The sequence below is a fragment of the Amycolatopsis sp. genome (assembly GCF_025464955.1).
Lineage (GTDB): Bacteria > Actinomycetota > Actinomycetes > Mycobacteriales > Pseudonocardiaceae > Amycolatopsis.
This window is the reverse complement of sequence record NZ_JAODNM010000157.1, coordinates 1-17,009: the sequence shown is the minus strand read 5'-3', so window position 1 is coordinate 17,009 and position 17,009 is coordinate 1. Positions and strand designations below refer to the sequence as shown.

Genomic DNA, 17,009 nt, shown 5'->3' with positions numbered 1-17,009 from the left:
GGCAACCCGAATTCGGGCTAGCGGGTGCCCGCAGAGGCACCGAGTACCTGTCCTGTCACCAGCTGGCTGCCGCAGGACGCGCGGGGTGCCTGGTTGTAGCGGTCGAAGATCACCTTGATTTCCGATTGTTCGAACGTCCGCAGGTGATCAAGCTCAGCCTGCCCGTGGACGAGGTCCTTCCGGACGTACATGCCGCCCTTGGCGGGGTCGGTCGTGTCGAGGAAGTCGTAGTCCGTGTCGAGGCGCGCGTCCCAGCCGACGATCTTCCAGGCCTTTTCGGCGTGGATGAAGGCGGGCCGGACCTCACCGAAGATGTACTCGGAAAGGCCCGCAACGTCGCCGTTGGCTCGGTAGTCGGCAATCCTGGCGTCGGTGAGGCCGGCGAGGTCGACTACTCGCAACCGTGAGGTCAGCGCACTGCCGCCGAGATCCGGTCCGACGTAGGACTCCTTGTCCGCAAGCTTCAACTCGTCGGCCAGCTCGTTGATCAGCCGCCCGGCGGAGTCCGCGACCAGGCACATCGGCACTGTCGGCGCGATCCTGAACGCGGTTTCCTGTTGCTTCAACAGGGTCAACGAAGTGGTCAACGCGGCGACGATGGCCAGGCCGCACACGACTCGAGTGCGCAGCGCTGTCGAGGCGAGGACACGATAAGCGCCGACGGTGACCACCAGCGAACCCATCGCCCAGATGGGGGTGGCGAACCGGAGCTGGGTCATCCAGTCGGGATTCAAGATGCCGAACGCGGAAATGGCGAGTGCGAACGGAACGAGCGCGCCCACGAACCGGCGGCGGAACACCGACGGCGTACCCATCGTCGCGCCGAGGACGACGAGCGCGACCACGGCGCCGACCACCCCGATGTAGCTCAGCAGGGCACCGATCTTGTTGAACGCCGAGATCGTCTGGGCGTCCGGTCCCAGTGCCTGTTTCTTGGCCGCGGCCGTGTTCGACACCCACCGCCCGAACTCCGCATGCCGCCAGAGCAGGAAAAGACCGAACGGGACGGCGAACGCGACCAGGGACGACACCGCCGCGACAATCGTCTTGCGAATCGACGCCCGCGTGATGAGCAGCAGAGCCACGATCGGGAAACTCACCGCGAAGATCATGCCGTCCGGCCGGGTGAGCGCCGCGCCGAAAGCCAGCAGCCCGGTAGTGACGGCTGGGACGACGCTGGTCATCCTGCCGTTGGCGATCGCGCGCACGGTGACCGCGGCGATGGCTGTCACGAGGAAGGCGTAAAGCGAGTTTTCCAAGCCGGAGAAGCACCAAGCGACATAGGACGGGATGCAGGCCAGCAACGTACCGGCACCGAGGGTGACGATCCAGGCGCGCCGGACCAGGACCGCGGCAATCTGGTGGAACGCCACGAGCGTGCCGGCGCAGAACAACGCGGCCAGCAGCTTCGGGTACACCACGTAGTCCGGAATGCCCAGGAGCAAGCCGTGGTCGAAGAGGCCGAGCCATCGGCCCAGCACCAGCAAAACCAGCCAGAGCGTGTTCGAATAGCCCTCGACCGGGGTAGCACCCGGCTGGAGAACCGGGCCGTAGCCCTGGGCGACGTTGCGCGCGTAGTCGAAGGTGATGGCCGCGTCGTCGACCAGCCAATGACCGTACAACGCGGCATGCGCACAGATGAGGAAAGTCCCGACGAGGACCGCTCCGAGTGCGGGGAGCTTGCGCGCCAATCCGGACCGGCGGCCGGGTCCGGCCTGATCGACGTCCAGGCCGTCCGCTCCGAGCCGATGATCAGGCTGGGTCCCCACAACGGTGTTCAATACGACTCTTCCCCCGGTACACGCGAAATTCATTAGGCGGCTGTAACCGCGAGGGGTGATTCCCCCGGTCCCCGATGCCCCAAGACGTATCGGTGCGCAGCGTACAGCTGTTACGCGTCGAAGGACCTGTCACATTTCGACGAGCTACTTCGTCATGAGTGTGTAACCAACTAGAAACGGCTGAGGAGTTCACCATGGATGCCCGCTTGAACGTGTTCGGAAACCCGGTCGCAGGCAAGTTCCTGAAATACCTCACCTCGGCGGGCAAGGTGCTCGCGGATTCGACACTGCCCGCCGCGACGCAGGAGCTGGTGAGGCTCCGCGCCAGTCAGATCAACGGCTGTGCGTTCTGCACCGACATGCACACCAAAGAGGCCGCGCTCGCCGGGGAGACCGCGACGCGCCTGAACCTGGTCGCGGTCTGGCGGGAGGCGACCGTCTTCACCGAGGCCGAGCGCGCTGCTCTGGAGCTGGCAGAGCAGGGCACCCGCATCGCCGACGCGGCCGGCGGAGTCTCCGACGAGGTTTGGGCGAACGCCGTCAAGCACTACGACGAGGACCAGCTCGCCGCGCTGGTTTCCGCCATCGCCCTCATCAATGCCTTCAACCGCCTGAACGTCATCATCCAGCAGCCCGCCGGTGACTACCAGCCCGGCCAGTTCGGGTAAGTCCCACGGTTACTCGCCGAAAGTGACTTCGCCGGTGACGGACCAGACTTCGACGATCTGGCCGTCGACAAGCCGGAGCACGTCGATGCCGCTTTTCGCGAGACCGCCGGGCTGGCGGACGGACCAGATCGACGCGATGCGGTCGCCTTGTCCGATGGGCGGGCCGTCAAAGCGGAACCTCAAGTCGGGCTTGGCTTCGCGGAACGCTGTGACGAAGGCGGCGAAGGCGTCCGGACCGCGCACGTCGTCCCCGCGGGCGGCAGCGTTCGCCCCGGCGAAGTGGATACGGAAGTCCGGGGCGAGCAGGGCGTCGGTGACGTCGAAATCGCCGTTCCACAGGGCGGTCCAGCGTTCGAAGACATCGGTGCCTAGCAGTTGAAGGTCGGTCATATAAGGCCCTTTCACCAGTTCGGCGACCCTGGTGGCCGCCTGCTGGAGAACAGTTTTCAGCGCCCGCGCGACACCGTTGTGTCGGTGTTTGCCGTCACTTTCGGCCCGACGAGAGTGCGGCCGAGGAACGCGTCGATGTCGATCGAGCGCGGCGGGGCGCTCTCGTCGAGCTCCTCGACCGCGCCGATGCGGTCCAGTCGGAATCCGCGGGCCGCAGTACGCAGCCGGCACCACGCGATCAGGTACCAGTGTTCGCCGCCGAGGAAGCCGAGCGGCTCGACCACACGGCTGCTCGTGTTGCCCAGGCGGTCGGCGTAGTCGATCCGCAGCACCCGGCGGGCGGCCAACGCCCGTTGCAGCACGAGCGGCACCACTTTTTCCTCCCTGGAATCAAAAAATCGGATACGCGCGGCCAGTTCTTCGGCGGCGGTACGGTCGCGCGCGGGCATCACAGCGACGACCTTCGCCAGCGCCGAGCGTGCCGCGTCGGCCATCGGGGTACCCGTCAGCGTGTGCAGACCGGCGGCGAGCGCGGCGGCCTCGCCCGGGGTCATCGCGAGCGGCGGCAGGGTGTGCGCCTTGTCGAGCACGTACCCGCCGGTGCGGCCGGGTTCGGCATAGACGGGCACACCGGACGCCTGCAGCGCGGACAGGTCACGCTCGATCGTGCGGGCGCTGACCTCGAACCGCGCGGCCAGCCACCGTGCGCTGCGCGGCCGCGGCGACACCGCCCGCAGCTCCTCCACCAGCGCGTACAGCCGGTCGGTACGACTCATCGGTCGAATCTATCCGGTGCGGCAGCTCGCGTTGGGGTCTTCACTTCTGTCCAAAGCGGCAAGGACCGGGGCGAATGGTTGCTGGTAGCGGAACTGAGGGCCAGTCACGCCGTGCTGGTGATGGCGATGTGACTGCTGGGACTCCCGAAGGCACTCTCGGCAGGGCAGAGACGTCGTCAAGGCCTAGTTGAGTACGCCATACGCCATGAAGGTGGCCTTCACGACACGTCACAACGCCACACCAGCCACACCAGCCCCGCCACCCGACATGACGCGACAGGCCCTCGGCCCCCTTGCGCGTTCACCAACTCGCCCCGGTCCTTGCAGCAGTAAAGCCGAACCCACCACCTCAACCGGCCAACCACCCGACACCCCTAAGTTCCAGGCATTGGTGGCGTTCAACGCCACTTCGGCACACGACAAAGAGCGGGGCTGGCCAGCCAGGGTTTCCTGTGTACGAAAGGTCCCCCGATACAAATGGTGTGTACTAAACGTCCCCCGAGTCCACGCCGCCCGAGGAACCCGAGCCCTGCCCACAGCTGCCTGGCTACGCCGGACCTGAGTACTCGGGTTACGAGATCCAGAGCGGCGAGAACCTGCCACAGCCGCAGGGAACCAATGGCTTCGTGATCGCAGCGCTCGTCTGCGGGATCCTCGGCTGCTCGCTCGTGCTGATCATCCTGGCGGTCGTGTTCGGCTCCGTCGCGCTGTCCCAGATCAAGAAAACCGGACAAGCCGGACGCGGACTGGCCATCGGCGGGCTCGTGGCGACGGGGCTGTGGGTGGCCGCCATCGCTGCCCTGGTCGCGCTCGTAGTCGCCGACGGGACCCTCGACCACCTCTCCACGATTTGATCAAGATAACCGTTTCGAAGCGATTTCCCCGTTTCGCCACCAAACGGGTCGCGCTCGCCTACGTTGCGGAGAATGTCAACACCTCCCGGGCCACCCGCGCCCGGTTCACCTGAGTACGTCCCCCAGCCCCCAGCGGCCCCCGAATACGGAATGCAGGGCGGCCCCGCTTACGGGCAGGCTGGTCCTGGTTACGGGCAGGGCGGCCCCGCTTACGGGCAGGGCGGCCCCGGTTACGGCCAGGTGGATCCCAACTACGGGCAGCCGCGTCCACAAGGGACGAACGGGCTCGCGATCGCCGCGCTGATCTTCGGGATCACTCCCCTTTTCCTCCTCGGGTTCATCTTCGGCTTCATCTCCCTGTCGAAGATCAAGAAGACCGGTCAGGCAGGACGCGGCCTGGCGATCGCCGGCGTGATCCTGTCCGCGCTGTGGATGGTGGCCTGGGTCGTCGGCACCATCGTGATCGTGTCCGCCGTGAAGACCGTGCTGAACAACAACGGCGCGCCCGGTTTCGGTCTCACTCCCGGGGACTGCTTCAACCAAAACACCACCAACGCCGCCCAGCCGATCGACAAGTTGGCGTGCACCACCGCGCATGATGGCGAAACGGTCGCACTCCTCCCGATCACCGGAACGACCTACCCCGGCGAGCAGGCGATGTCGCAGCAGGCCAACGACCAGTGCGTCACGGCCACGAAGAGCTACCTCGACCCGGCCATGGACTATCCCAACCTGACCCCGGCCTACCTGGCCCCGTCCGCACTCGCCTGGGCTGCCGGCAACCACTCGATCGTCTGCTACGTCAGCAGCACGACGGGCAAGCTGAGCACCCCGGCCCGCGGCACCGGTACCCCCGCGCAGCACTAGCGCAAGGATCCCTCGGGGCCATCCTGATGGCGGCCGCCGCATTGGCGTTCAACGCCACTGGGGTGGCCCCGAGGGATCCACGTTCGGCGGCGAATCCGCAAATGGGTGTCCGAGTCGCCAGGCGTTGGCCTAGATTGCGGAGAATGTCCACACCGCCCGTCGAACCGGGCAACTCCGACCTCCCCGAGCCGTACCCGCAGCCGCTGCCGTACCCGCAGCCGCCGCAGTTGCCGAGCTACGCCGGACCCGAGTACTCGGGCTACGAGGTCCACGGCTGGAACCAGCCGCCACCACGCCCGCAGGGAACAAACGGCTTCGCGATCGCAGCACTGATCTGCGGGATCCTCGGCTGCTCGGTCCTGCTGCTCGTGCTCGCGATCATCTTCGGGTGCGTCGCGCTGTCGCAGATCAAGAAGACCGGGCAGGCGGGCCGCGGGCTGGCCATCAGCGGCCTGGTGGTGGCCGGGGTCTGGGTGGCCGCGATCGCGGTAGCGGCCGCGGTACTGGTCTCCAACGGCACGGTGGATCGCATCGGCACCGCGGTCAGCCAGAGCGGCTCCGCCGTCGACGGCTTCAAACTCAAGCCGGGCGACTGCTTCGACCGGCCGGAAGACGCAAAATCGGCCGTCGTGACGTCTAAGCCCTGCACAGCCGCACACGATGCCGAAGCCTTCGGCACGATCACGATCAAAGACACGAACTTCCCGTCGGCCGCCAGGCTCAAAACCCTCTCTTCACAGTGCACCGAAGCCAGGTACCGCTACCTCGACCCGGACCGGAACTACCCGGGCGTGACCACCCGGTACCTGTATCCCGACGCGTCGCTCTGGGACCGTGGCATACATGTGCTGACCTGCTTCTTCCGGAGCAATGCCGGCCCGATCACCGGTCTCGTGCGGCCGTCCGGCATCCCGTACACGGATCAGCAGAAACGCTACGTCCAGGCGGTCGACAAGCCGGACCCGTCGCTGGAGAAGTACGAGGACATCGAGAAGCCGACGTGGGACGACAAGAAGGAGTTCGCCGCGGGCGAAGCGGCGCGCACGCAGGGCGACATCGACGCGCTGGCCGGCTCACCGTGGCAGGACGGAGCCCAACCTTCCATCGACGCGCTCGTCGCGAAGCTCCGGACTCAGCTGCCGCACTGGCAGGACGCGGCAACCGCGGAAAGCCCTTCGGCAACCGCCCGCGCGCTCGGTGAAGTGGGGTCCACCACGACCGAACGCCAGCAGATCCACACCGCCTTGGGCATCATGAACTAGGCCGCCGCAGCTCAGACTCGTGAGTGTTCCAGCCGGTTCTAAGCGGCCGGAACGCTCACGAGTCCTGTCGTCTCCACCACCCCGAGTGCCAGTGCGGCGACGGCGAGTTCGCTCACGAGCCACCACTGGTTTTCGAAGGTCTGCTTGTTCACCAAGCTGAACGTAGCGAGCAGCAAGGCCGACGCCAGCAGGAAGCCTGCCGGGGTCTTCGGCGCGCACTTCCAGCACAGGCCGACGGCCGCGCAGGCGAGGACGACGACCAGGACCGTCTGCCCACCGGAGGGGAAGAATCGCCACAGGGAAAGGGAATCGTCCCTCGGTGTGGCGTTGAGAAAGAAGTCGACCGTACAGCTTTTGAACCGCGTGAAATTCGCGAAGATCCACGGTGAAGACACCGCGAACGCGATGGCCGCAGCGCCCGCTGTTCGGCGCCAGCCAAGGAAAGAACGCCATACGACACACAGCGGGAGCAGCAGCAGCGCGTGCTGTTTCGTCGCGAACGCGAGCCCCAGGAACGCCATCCCCCAAAGGTTTCGGCCGCGCGACCACAACACCGCGGCGATGAGCAGCCAGCCAAGGACCAGGCTCTCGTTCCACCCCTGCTGAGCCACGCGCAACGTCCCACCGAGCGTCATCGCGACGCCGACCAGCAGCACGGCGTTCCGTTTCCCCCGCACGTGCCAAAGGAGCGTGAACCAGCCCGCCAGCGGAACGGCGAGCTCGGCCCAGCGGACGTCGCGGAAGAGTCCCCAGCCCGCCGCGGCGGGAAACAGCGTGACCGGCAGGTAATTGAAGCAGCCGGCCGTCTGACCTGCGGGAATGTCGGTGAACGTGGTCGTGTACGGGTTGATGCCGTGGAACAGTCCGGCACCGGCCTGCTGGAAGATCACCCAGACGTCGATCGCCGGGTTCCCGCTGCCGAAGATGATCCCGATCATCGCGGCGACTGCCCCGACGACACCCGCTTTGAGCAGCCAACCGCGCGAAGGCTGGTACGCGGCGAAGCCGAGCGCGATCATCGACAGCGCAAAGCAAGCCAGCGAGGGCCAGAACAACGCCTGCAGCGTGACGTTGCCCCACGGCGGTTTCGTCAGCGAAGCCAGCCCGAGCACCAGCGCGATGACGATCGCGGCCCGGCTAGGCGGGCGTCGTAGTGCCGACGTCAGCGCGGCCCCGAGCACGATCACGCCCACGGTCACGGCGACCAGGTTGTACGGCCTCGACGTCGTGATGAACGCGCACGCGGCCGCGACCAGCGCCGCCGCGATCAGGACCGCGTCCGCGCCGCGACGGTCGAGCAGGTCCTTCATGCCAGGACACCCGGTGGCACGAACGGAAGTCCGGCCGGCGCACCCGCTTCGACGAGGCCGCGCAACGTCGAGGTGTCGAGGTGTTCGGCGACGGCGTCGGCGAGCCTGTCGAGCATGCTCTCCCGCAACGAAGTGAAGCTGGGCGCGCCCGGAGCCGGAGACCAGCCGGGGACGACTTCGGCGAGCCACGAGCGGCGGAAGCCGTCGTTCTCGAACGCGCCGTGCCACATGGTTCCCCACACCGAGCCGCTGCGCCAACCATCCAAAAAGGACTCCGCGGGCTCGGTCGGCAGCGCGGTGCCGTGGTGGATCTCGTAGGCATCGACGCGCTGACCCCGCCAGGTACCGGACGGCCTACCGAGCACCTTCTCGGCGGCGAATTCGACGTGCGTCGGCAGGAGCGCGAGGCCGTCGACGCGGCCGGCGCCGGACTCCAGTTCGTCGTCGATGGTCGCGGCCAGCATCTGGTACCCGCCGCAGATGCCCAGCACAGGACGTCCGGCGGCGGCGCGCTTGGCGACGGCGTCGGCCAGTCCGCGCTCGCGCAGCCAGCGCAGGTCGTCGACCGTCGCCCGCGACCCCGGCAGGACGACGATGTCGCTCGCGGCGACAACGTCCGGGTCGGCTGTCAGCTCGACGGTCACCCCCGGCTCGGCCGCGAGCGCGTCGACGTCGGTGGCATTGGACGCGCGCGGGAACCGCACGACGGCGATGCGCAGCGCTCCCCCGGCGGCCTGCCCGCGCCAACCCGCAGCCGCGAGCGCGTCCTCGGAGTCGATCCAAACGTCGTTCAGCCACGGCAGCACACCGAGGACCGGACGTCCGGTCAGCCTTTCGAGACTGTCGAGGCCCGGCTGCAGGAGGCCGGCGTCCCCGCGGAACTTGTTGACGATCCAGCCGGCCAGCAGCGCCTGATCTTCCTTGCCCAGCAACGCGAGTGTGCCGAACATCGACGCCATCACGCCACCGCGGTCGATGTCGCCCACCACGACCACCGGCAGCTCGAACCGCCGCGCCAAGCCCATGTTCACGTAGTCGCCGGAGCGCAGGTTGATCTCGGCCGGGCTGCCCGCGCCCTCGCACACGACGACGTCGAAGCGGCTGCTCAGCCCTTCGAGCGCGCCGAACGCGATCTCCGCGAGCCCGGCGCGCCCGGTGGCGTACTCCCCCGCGTCCAGCACGCCGAACGGTTTGCCCATCGCGATCACGTGACTGCGCCGGTCGCTGCCCGGTTTGAGCAGCACCGGGTTCATCGCGGCTTCCGGCTCGACCCCGGCCGCGCGGGCCTGCACCCACTGCGCGCGGCCGATCTCGGAACCGTCGCCGCAGACCATCGAGTTGTTCGACATGTTCTGGGCCTTGAAGGGCGCGACGCGGACGCCCTGGCGCGCGAACCACCGGCAGATTCCAGCGGTGACCAGGCTTTTTCCGGCGTCGGACGTGGTTCCGGCGACGAGCAGGCCCTTCACCGGGACACCCCGGCCACCCCGGCCACCGCGATCGCCACCCCGAGCGCGGCGACCCCGGTCACCCGCGAAAGCCGCACGGCGCGACGGAGATCGACGGACTCGGGGTGATGGCCGTCGCCGAGGGTGCCGCGCTCCTCGACGTAGCCGTCGTAGCTGTTGACCCCGCCGAGCTTGATGTCCAGCGCGCCCGCGAACGCGGCTTCAACCTGGCCCGCGTTCGGGCTGGGGTGACTCGAACCGTCACGGCGCCAGACTCGCCACGTCCGGCTCGGGGAACCGCCGACGACCCGCGCGCAGGCAGCGGTGAGCACCGCGCCGACTCGCGCGGGCACGAGGTTGGCCAGGTCGTCGAGGCGTGCGGACGCCGTGCCGAACTTCTCGAAACGCGGTGAGCGGTAGCCGACCATGGCGTCGAGGGTGTTCAACGCACGGTAGCCGAGCAGACCGGGGACACCGGCGACGGCTCCCCACAGCAGTGGCGCGATGACGGCGTCGGACGTGTTTTCGGCGATGGACTCGGTGGCCGCTCGAGAGAGCTGGCTGAAGTCGAGGTCCGTCGCGTCGCGCGCGCACAGGTGCGAGAGCCGCTGCCGCGCCGCCGGGAGGTCTTCGTCGTCGAGGAGGTCGGCCATCGCCGAGCCTTCCGCGGCGAGCCCTTGCCCGCCGAGCACCACCCAGGTGGCCAGCGCCGTCGCGGCGAACCGCGCTATCGGACGTCGTGGCGCGAGCAGCCCGAGACCCGTCGCGGCACCCGCGCAGAGCGCTGTGTAGACGGCTCCCCTGGCCCGGGAATCGGCCCAGATACGTCGTTCCAGCTTGGCCGCGGCCGTGCCGAACAGGGCGACCGGGTGACCTCGGCGCGGGTCGCCGAAGACGACGTCGGCGGCGAAACCCGCGGCCAGTCCGGCGGCTGTCGCCGATCTTCCGTATGCCACGCCGCGAACCCTACTGGGGTGGTCCAGAATGCACGGCATGACCAAGCTGACCCACCGGCTCGCCGGCTACCTGGAGAGCACAGCTCAGCTGCTGCGGCGCTACGGCCGCCAAGACGGCAAGGTGCTGATCCTCGGCGGCGTGCGGTCCGGCAAATCGCGGCACGCCGAGGAGCTCATCGCGAGCCACCCCCACGTCGTCTATGTCGCGGCCGGGCTCCCGCCGACCGCCGAAGACCCCGAATGGGCCGCGCGCGTGGCCGCTCACCAGGCACGGCGGCCCTCGAGCTGGCGCACGGTCGAGACAAGCGACCTCGCGACCGTGCTGCGCGGCGCGTCGAGCCCGCTGATCATCGACTGCCTCGGCACCTGGCTGACCCGGATCCTCGACGAGGTCGGGGCGTGGGAGCAGCGCCAGGGCTGGGAGCGTCGGCTGGACGACAAGCTGGAGGACTTCCTCGCCGCGTGGGCGTCGGCGCGCGTGCCCGTGGTGGCCGTCAGCAACGAGGTCGGGAGCGGTGTGGTGCCCGCGACGGTGTCCGGACGGCTTTTTCGTGATGTGCTGGGCACGCTCAACAACCGTGTCGCCGCCGAGTCCGACCGCGTGCTCCTGGTCGTCGCCGGCCGCGTCATCGACCTGCCTTAAGGAGAGAAATGAGCCAGTTCGACATCCCCGTCCCCGACACGGCGGCCGAGGCGGCGGCCCGCACCCGGCTCGACGGCCTGGTGAAACCGCTCGGCGCGCTCGGCAGGCTCGAGGATCTCGCGGCGTGGCTCAGCGCGGCGCACGGTTGCGTGCCGCCGCGCGAACTGACCGATGTCCGGGTTGTCGTGTTCGCCGGGGATCACGGCGTCGCGCATGCGGGCGTTTCGGCGTACCCGCGGGAGATCACCGCGGCGATGGTCCGGGTTTTCCTGGCGGGCAAGAGCGGGGTCAACGTGCTCGCGGCGCTGGCCGGGGCGCGCGTCCGGGTGGTCGACATCGCCGTGGACGACGACCTGGACGGGGTTCCGGCCGAGGTCGTCGAGCACAAGATCCGGCGCAGCTCGGGCTCGATCGACGTCGAGAACGCGCTGCTGCCGGGCGAAGCCGAGCGGGCGTTCGAGGCCGGGCTCGCGATCGCGAATGCCGAGGTCGACGGCGGCGCCGACCTGCTGATCCCGGGTGACATGGGGATCGGGAACACGACCGTGTGCGCGGCGCTGGTCGCCGCGGCGCTGGGTCTGCCCGCTGAGGACGTCGTCGGCACCGGAACCGGGATCGACGAGGCCGGGCGGACGCACAAGGTCGCCGTCGTCGAGGCCGCGCTGACACGTGCAGGCAGTGTGAGCGACCCGTTCGAGCTGCTGACGACGTTGGGCAGCGCGTGTGTCGCGGCGACGGCGGGTTTCCTGGTGCAGGCGGCCGTCCGCCGGGTGCCGGTGCTGCTCGACGGCGTGTTCTCCGGCGCGTCGGCGCTGGTCGCGCGGGAGATCGCGCCCGGCGCCGAGCGATGGTGGCTCGCCGGACACCGCTCGACAGAGCCTTCGCAGGCGTACGCGTTGAAGGCGCTCGGTCTCGAGCCGATCCTCGACTTCGGGCTGCGCCTCGGCGAAGGCAGCGGCGCCGTCCAGGCCGTCGCCACCCTGCGCGCCGCCCGCGCGATCATCGCCGACATGGGCCTGCTCGCCGACCTGGCCTGAGCGTCACAACTGGACGTGAAGGCCACCTTCATTGCGTTATCTGCCGTGAAGGTGGCCTTCACGTCCCGCTAGTAAGGGGGCGCGATGGCGGGGTTGAACTCGCTGCGAATGGCCGTGGGAACGCTCACCGCCCTCCCCGTACCCGCGCCCCGCGTGATCAACCGGCGGGTGGCGGGCGGGGCGATGGTGCTCGCGCCGCTCGCCGTAGTGCCGTTGGCCGTCGTCGCCGGGCTGATCGTGTGGGGCGGGGACGCGCTGGGCCTGCCGACGCTGGTCAGCGCGGGGCTCGCCATCGGCGCTGTCGCGCTGGGGAGTCGCGGGCTGCATCTCGACGGGCTCGCGGACACCGCAGACGGGCTCAGCGCGTCCTACGACCGCGAGCGTGCCCTGACGATCATGCGCATGGGCGACTCCGGGCCGAGCGGGGTCGCGACGCTGGTTTTCGTGCTGATCATCCAGTGTGGCGCGCTGGCGGGCGCGATCTCCGCTGGTCACGGCATCGTTGCCGCGGTGGTCGGGGTGCTCGCCGGACGCTGCGTGCTGTCGCTCTGCTGCGCACGCGGCGTCCCGTCGGCACGGCCCGAAGGCCTTGGCGCGACGGTGTCCGGGTCCGTGCCGATCACGCTCGCCGCGCTCGTGTTCGTCGTCGCCGCGGGGCTCGCGAGCTTGGCACCCGGGCTGCCGTGGTGGCGCGGGGGCGTGGCCGTCGCCGCGGCGTACCTCGTCGCCGGGGTCCTGTTGCTGCGCTGCGTACGACGTCTCGGCGGCATCACCGGTGACGTCCTCGGCGGCTGCGTCGAAGTCGCCACCGCGGCCGCATTTGTGGCCTTGGCGGCGTAGTTAGTGTTCGAGCATGCCCAAGTCGCTGCACATCGCCGTCGCCCAGCCCAGGACATCGCCCGCTGACATCCCCGCGAACGTCGAGGAGCACGTTCGCCTCATCGCCGACGCGGCTGCGGACGGCGCCGACGTCTGCGTGTTCCCGGAGCTGTCCCTCACCGGGTACGAACTCGACGCCATAGCGAGCGATCCTCGTTGCAGGGTAGGGAAAGACGACCCCCGGTTGGAGCCGTTGAGGCAGGCTTGCCGGGACGGTGGCATCCACGCGCTCGTCGGCGTCGCGTTGGAAGAAGGCGGGCAACTGCTCTTGGCCACGCTGGTCTTCGGACCCAGTGGCGACACTGTCGACCACTACGCCAAACAGCACCTTCACGGACACGAACTGGACCTCTTCACGCCCGGCACCCGGCACGTCGTGCTGGACATCGGCGGCTGTCGGCTGGGACTAGCGATCTGCTACGACGCGGCTGTGCCGCGGCACGCGCGGGAACTCAGCCAAGCCGGTGCCGAGGTCTGCGTGGTCAGCGCGCTCTTCGGCGTCGGCAGCGAGGATCGGCTGCGGGAGCAAGTCGCCCGCGCGGCCGGGCTCGGCATGTGGGTGGCGTTGTCGCAGTATTCCGGGACCACCGGCCCGTTCGAGACGTTCGGCGGCAGCGGAGTCTGGCGGCCGGACGGGGTCGCGGTGGCGGAACTCGGGAAGGAGATCTCCGCCTACATTGTGGCAGTAACCTCGTATTAGCGACGGTTCGTGCACTGTCCGTCGAATCCTGCCAAAGTTGGGGGCGATCGGTAACCAGGATTCGAAGTGAGGGCGAAGTATGACAACGGCCAACATTCCCGGCATCGACACCTCCGGGATGCCGCATCCCACGGGACGCATCCCGCTGGTCGGCGACGTGGTCGGCGGGTCGGGCGAGACGCCGATCCAGGACAACATGCAGCTGGCCCGCGAACTCGGGCCGATCTTCGCGAAGCGCTTCTTCGACAACGAAGTGGTGCTGGTCTCCGGCGCGGACCTGGTGGCCGAACTGTCCGACGAGACCCGATTCGCGAAGCACGTCGCGCCCGCGTTAGCCCGCATCCGCGGTATCACAGGCGACGGCCTCTTCACCGCGTACAACGAAGAGCCGAACTGGCAGAAAGCCCACGACATCCTGCTGCCTGCGTTCGCCCTGCAGTCGATGCGGGGTTACCACCCGACAATGCTGGACGTCGCGAACCGGCTCGTCGAAGCGTGGGACAGGCACACCGTCAACGGTGAGGACGTCGACGTCGCCGCCGACATGACCCGCCTGACGCTCGACACGATCGGCCTCACCGGGTTCCGCTTCGATTTCGGGTCCTTCGACACCCTTGAGCCGCATCCGTTCGTGCAGGCACTGGTCCGCGGGCTGGCGCACGCGCAGGCGAAGGGGCGCGAGCTGCCGTGGATCGGGCCGATCCTCAACCGCGGCGCCGACGAGCGGTTCACCGCGGACGCGAAGTTCATGGCCGGCATCGTCGACGACGTCGTCAAGGCCCGCAAGGACAGCGGCGACACCTCGACCGACGACATGCTGGGCCTGATGCTCAACGCCCCGCACCCGGTGTCGGGCGAGAAGCTCGACGAGGTCAACATCCGCAACCAGGTGATCACCTTCCTGATCGCGGGACACGAGACGACGTCGGGCGCGCTGTCGTTCGCGCTGCACTACCTGGTCAAGAACCCAGCCGTGCTGCAGCAGGCGCAGGCCGAAGTCGACGCGATGTGGGGCGACGAAAGCGATCCGCAGCCGACGTTCGAGCAGATCGGGAAACTGCGTTACATCCGGCAGGTGCTCAACGAGGCACTCCGGCTTTGGCCTACCGCCGCCGCATACTCGCGCGAGGCCACGAAAGACACGCTGCTCGGCGGCAAGTACCCGATCAAGAAGGGCCAGTGGGTCGTCGTGCTGGCGCCGTCGCTGCACCGCGACCCGGTGTGGGGCGACAACGTCGAGACGTTCGACCCGGCGCGGTTCACCCCCGAGCGGGAGAAAGCGCGGCCTGTCCACGCCTTCAAGCCGTTCGGCACCGGCGAGCGCGCGTGCATCGGGCGCCAGTTCGCGCTGCACGAGGCGACGTTGCTGCTGGGCATGCTGATCCACCGCTACCGCTTCCTCGACACCCACGACTACCAGCTGAAGGTCAAGGAGACGCTGACCCTCAAGCCGACCGGCTTCGAGCTGAGGCTGGCGCCGCGCATGGACCGCGCAGTTCCTGCTCCTGTCGTCGCTTCCGCGGAGAAGACCATCGGTTCCGTAACCGGGCGGGCGAAGGCGGGCACGGCGCTCACGGTGTTGCACGGCTCGAACCTCGGCACCTGCCGGGCGCTGGCGAAGCAGCTGTCCGACGAGGGCGACGACCGCGGGTTCACGTCGGTGTCGGCGCCGCTGGACGACTATGTGGATAAGTTGTCCACAGCTGGACCGCTGGTGATCATCGCCGCTTCCTACAACGGAAAGCCGACCGACGACGCGACGAAGTTCGTCGCCTGGCTCACCGAGTCGAAGCCGGATCTCAGCGACGTCGACTACGCCGTTCTCGGAGTCGGGGACCGGAACTGGGCCGCGACCTACCAGCACATCCCGACGCTGCTCGACGAACGTCTCGCCGAGCTGGGCGCGACGCGGCTGGTCGGACGAGGCGAGGCCGACGCCTCGGGCGATCTCAGCGGCGACATCGAGGCCTGGTCGGACGGCATGTGGGGCGGCCTGCTCGCGAAGTACGGCGACCCGGACGCCGTGCCGGCGGCCGAATCGACGTCGGACCGGCTCTACGACATCCGCGTCATCACCGGTGGGATCACGTCGGCGCTCGACGCGCGGTACGAGGTCGGGCCGATGACCGTACTGGAGAACACCGAGCTCGTCGACGTCGAAAACCCGATCGGACGGTCGAAGCGGCATCTGCGGATCCGGCTGTCCGAGGGCACGTCCTACCGCACCGGCGACCACCTGACCGTCGTCCCGGACAACCCGGCGGACCTCGTCGAGCGGGTCGCCGCGCGGTTCGGGCTCGATCTCGACCTGGTGGTTTCGGTCAACCCGAGGCAGAAGACGCGCCGCGCCCTGCCCGTCGACAGGCCACTTACGATCCGGCAGCTGCTGACCCACTTCGTCGAGCTGCAGAACCCGGCGACGGCCGCGCAGGTCGCGGTGCTAGCCGAGGGCAACCCGTGTCCGCCGGAACGGCAGGTGCTCGACAAGCTGGTCAACGATCCCGCGGAGTTCCAGAAACACGTCACCGAGTGTGGACGCAGTGTGCTGGACCTGCTGGAGGAGAACCCGGCGTGCGGGCTGACGCCGGAGGAGTTCCTCGAGATGCTGTCGCCGATCCAGGCGCGGCACTACTCGATCTCGTCGTCGTCACTGGCGTCGCCGAACGAGGTCGAGCTGATCGTCGGCGTGCTGTCGGGCCAGGCGCGCAGTGGGGCGGGGACGTTCCACGGCGTGTCGTCGTACTACCTGGCGAGTCTTGGGGCAGGTGACGAGATCCGCGCACGTGTGGACCCCGCTCGCGAAGCGTTCCGCGCGCCGGAGCCGTCGGTGCCGGTGATCATGGTCAGCGCGGGCACCGGCGTGGCGCCGTTCCGCGGGTTCATCGGCGACCGCGCGGTCGAGGCCGCCGCGGGCACGAAACTGAGCGCGGGGCTGTGCTTCTTCGGCGTCCGGCACCCCGACGTCGACTACCTGCACCGCAAGGAGTTCCAGGCCGCGGACGCCGCGGGCGTGATCTCGATGCGTCCGGCGTTCTCGCGGGCGCCCGTCGCCGACGTCAAGTACGTCCAGGACCGCATCACCGCTGACGCCGACGACGTCTGGCAGGCACTTTCCGACGGCGGGAGGGTGTACATCTGCGGCGACGGCAAGGGCATGGCACCCGCGGTGCGTGACGCGTTCAAGGGTGTCCAGCGGGCGAAAACCGGCGGCGACCAGGCATCCGCGGACGCCTGGCTGGACGGCCTCATCGCCGAAGACCGCTACGTCGAAGACGTCTGGGCCGGCTAGTACTCGTGAGTGGCTAGGCCGGTTAGAACCGGCTGTCCCAGCCCAGGACATCGTGAACAGTTTATGTCTCAGAACATCGTGAACACTTGCCCGGCCAGCCTGCATGGTCACCGGTCCGAACCCGGTGACCATGCACCATGGCCAGAACA

General features: G+C 68.7%; 15 protein-coding genes. 9 read left to right on the top strand and 6 right to left on the bottom strand.

The genetic code is table 11. From position 1 onward, the window contains the following. Positions 1 to 17 precede the first annotated feature (17 nt). Positions 18 to 1,781: a hypothetical protein gene (locus JWQ81_RS39890; protein ID WP_297550131.1), complete on the bottom strand. Its 1,764-nt coding sequence runs from the start codon at positions 1,779 to 1,781 to the stop codon at positions 18 to 20. 194 nt (positions 1,782 to 1,975) lie between these two features. Between JWQ81_RS39890 and JWQ81_RS39885 the strand changes: the two genes are divergently transcribed. Next, a complete protein-coding gene (locus JWQ81_RS39885; protein ID WP_297550129.1) occupies positions 1,976 to 2,449 on the top strand; it encodes a carboxymuconolactone decarboxylase family protein in 474 nt (157 codons plus the stop codon). 9 nt (positions 2,450 to 2,458) lie between these two features. Here JWQ81_RS39885 and JWQ81_RS39880 read toward each other — a convergent pair whose 3' ends face one another. Beyond that, complete coding sequence (locus JWQ81_RS39880) at positions 2,459 to 2,839, bottom strand: nuclear transport factor 2 family protein (RefSeq protein ID WP_297550127.1); 381 nt, start codon at positions 2,837 to 2,839, stop codon at positions 2,459 to 2,461. Between the two features lie 56 nt (positions 2,840 to 2,895). Continuing rightward, positions 2,896 to 3,615 carry a YafY family protein gene (locus JWQ81_RS39875; RefSeq protein ID WP_297550126.1) on the bottom strand — a complete coding sequence of 240 codons (720 nt, stop codon included), beginning with the start codon at positions 3,613 to 3,615 and terminating at the stop codon, positions 2,896 to 2,898. Between the two features lie 626 nt (positions 3,616 to 4,241). On the opposite strand from JWQ81_RS39875, the gene JWQ81_RS39870 reads away from it, so the two are divergent. The 3 genes from JWQ81_RS39870 (at position 4,242) to JWQ81_RS39860 (ending at position 6,598) form a co-directional block, all read left to right on the top strand. Then, positions 4,242 to 4,469 (top strand): DUF4190 domain-containing protein, encoded by a 228-nt coding sequence (locus tag JWQ81_RS39870; RefSeq protein ID WP_297550124.1) that lies wholly within the window; start codon positions 4,242 to 4,244, stop codon positions 4,467 to 4,469. A 72-nt stretch (positions 4,470 to 4,541) separates the two neighbouring features. Then, on the top strand, positions 4,542 to 5,336 hold the full coding sequence (locus JWQ81_RS39865) for a DUF4190 domain-containing protein (RefSeq protein WP_297550122.1): 795 nt from the start codon (positions 4,542 to 4,544) through the stop codon (positions 5,334 to 5,336). Positions 5,337 to 5,479: 143 nt separating this feature from the next. Continuing rightward, the gene (locus JWQ81_RS39860) at positions 5,480 to 6,598 is read left to right on the top strand and encodes a DUF4190 domain-containing protein (RefSeq protein ID WP_297550120.1); all 1,119 of its coding nucleotides are present in this window, start codon (positions 5,480 to 5,482) and stop codon (positions 6,596 to 6,598) included. A 38-nt stretch (positions 6,599 to 6,636) separates the two neighbouring features. On the opposite strand, the gene JWQ81_RS39855 is transcribed toward JWQ81_RS39860, so the two are convergent. The 3 genes from JWQ81_RS39855 to JWQ81_RS39845 are packed head-to-tail and all read right to left on the bottom strand — an operon-like array spanning position 6,637 to position 10,312. Beyond that, positions 6,637 to 7,908: a hypothetical protein gene (locus JWQ81_RS39855; protein ID WP_297550119.1), complete on the bottom strand. Its 1,272-nt coding sequence runs from the start codon at positions 7,906 to 7,908 to the stop codon at positions 6,637 to 6,639. Continuing rightward, positions 7,905 to 9,377, bottom strand: coding sequence for a cobyric acid synthase (locus JWQ81_RS39850; RefSeq protein ID WP_297550117.1), 1,473 nt, complete (start codon positions 9,375 to 9,377; stop codon positions 7,905 to 7,907). The genes JWQ81_RS39855 and JWQ81_RS39850 overlap by 4 nt, the downstream gene beginning before the upstream one ends. Further along, complete coding sequence (locus JWQ81_RS39845) at positions 9,374 to 10,312, bottom strand: cobalamin biosynthesis protein (protein ID WP_297550115.1); 939 nt, start codon at positions 10,310 to 10,312, stop codon at positions 9,374 to 9,376. The genes JWQ81_RS39850 and JWQ81_RS39845 overlap by 4 nt, the downstream gene beginning before the upstream one ends. 37 nt (positions 10,313 to 10,349) lie before the next feature. On the opposite strand from JWQ81_RS39845, the gene cobU reads away from it, so the two are divergent. From cobU to JWQ81_RS39820, 5 genes are all read left to right on the top strand, one after another. Continuing rightward, the gene (gene cobU, locus JWQ81_RS39840; RefSeq protein WP_297550113.1) at positions 10,350 to 10,955 is read left to right on the top strand and encodes a bifunctional adenosylcobinamide kinase/adenosylcobinamide-phosphate guanylyltransferase; all 606 of its coding nucleotides are present in this window, start codon (positions 10,350 to 10,352) and stop codon (positions 10,953 to 10,955) included. An 8-nt stretch (positions 10,956 to 10,963) separates the two neighbouring features. Further along, a complete protein-coding gene (cobT, locus tag JWQ81_RS39835) occupies positions 10,964 to 11,992 on the top strand; it encodes a nicotinate-nucleotide--dimethylbenzimidazole phosphoribosyltransferase (protein WP_297550112.1) in 1,029 nt (342 codons plus the stop codon). A gap of 84 nt (positions 11,993 to 12,076) precedes the next feature. Then, positions 12,077 to 12,832, top strand: coding sequence for an adenosylcobinamide-GDP ribazoletransferase (locus tag JWQ81_RS39830; protein ID WP_297550110.1), 756 nt, complete (start codon positions 12,077 to 12,079; stop codon positions 12,830 to 12,832). A 13-nt stretch (positions 12,833 to 12,845) separates the two neighbouring features. Beyond that, positions 12,846 to 13,571 carry a carbon-nitrogen hydrolase family protein gene (locus JWQ81_RS39825; protein WP_297550108.1) on the top strand — a complete coding sequence of 242 codons (726 nt, stop codon included), beginning with the start codon at positions 12,846 to 12,848 and terminating at the stop codon, positions 13,569 to 13,571. Between the two features lie 79 nt (positions 13,572 to 13,650). Further along, the gene (locus tag JWQ81_RS39820) at positions 13,651 to 16,860 is read left to right on the top strand and encodes a cytochrome P450 (RefSeq protein WP_297550106.1); all 3,210 of its coding nucleotides are present in this window, start codon (positions 13,651 to 13,653) and stop codon (positions 16,858 to 16,860) included. Positions 16,861 to 17,009: the final 149 nt, after the last annotated feature.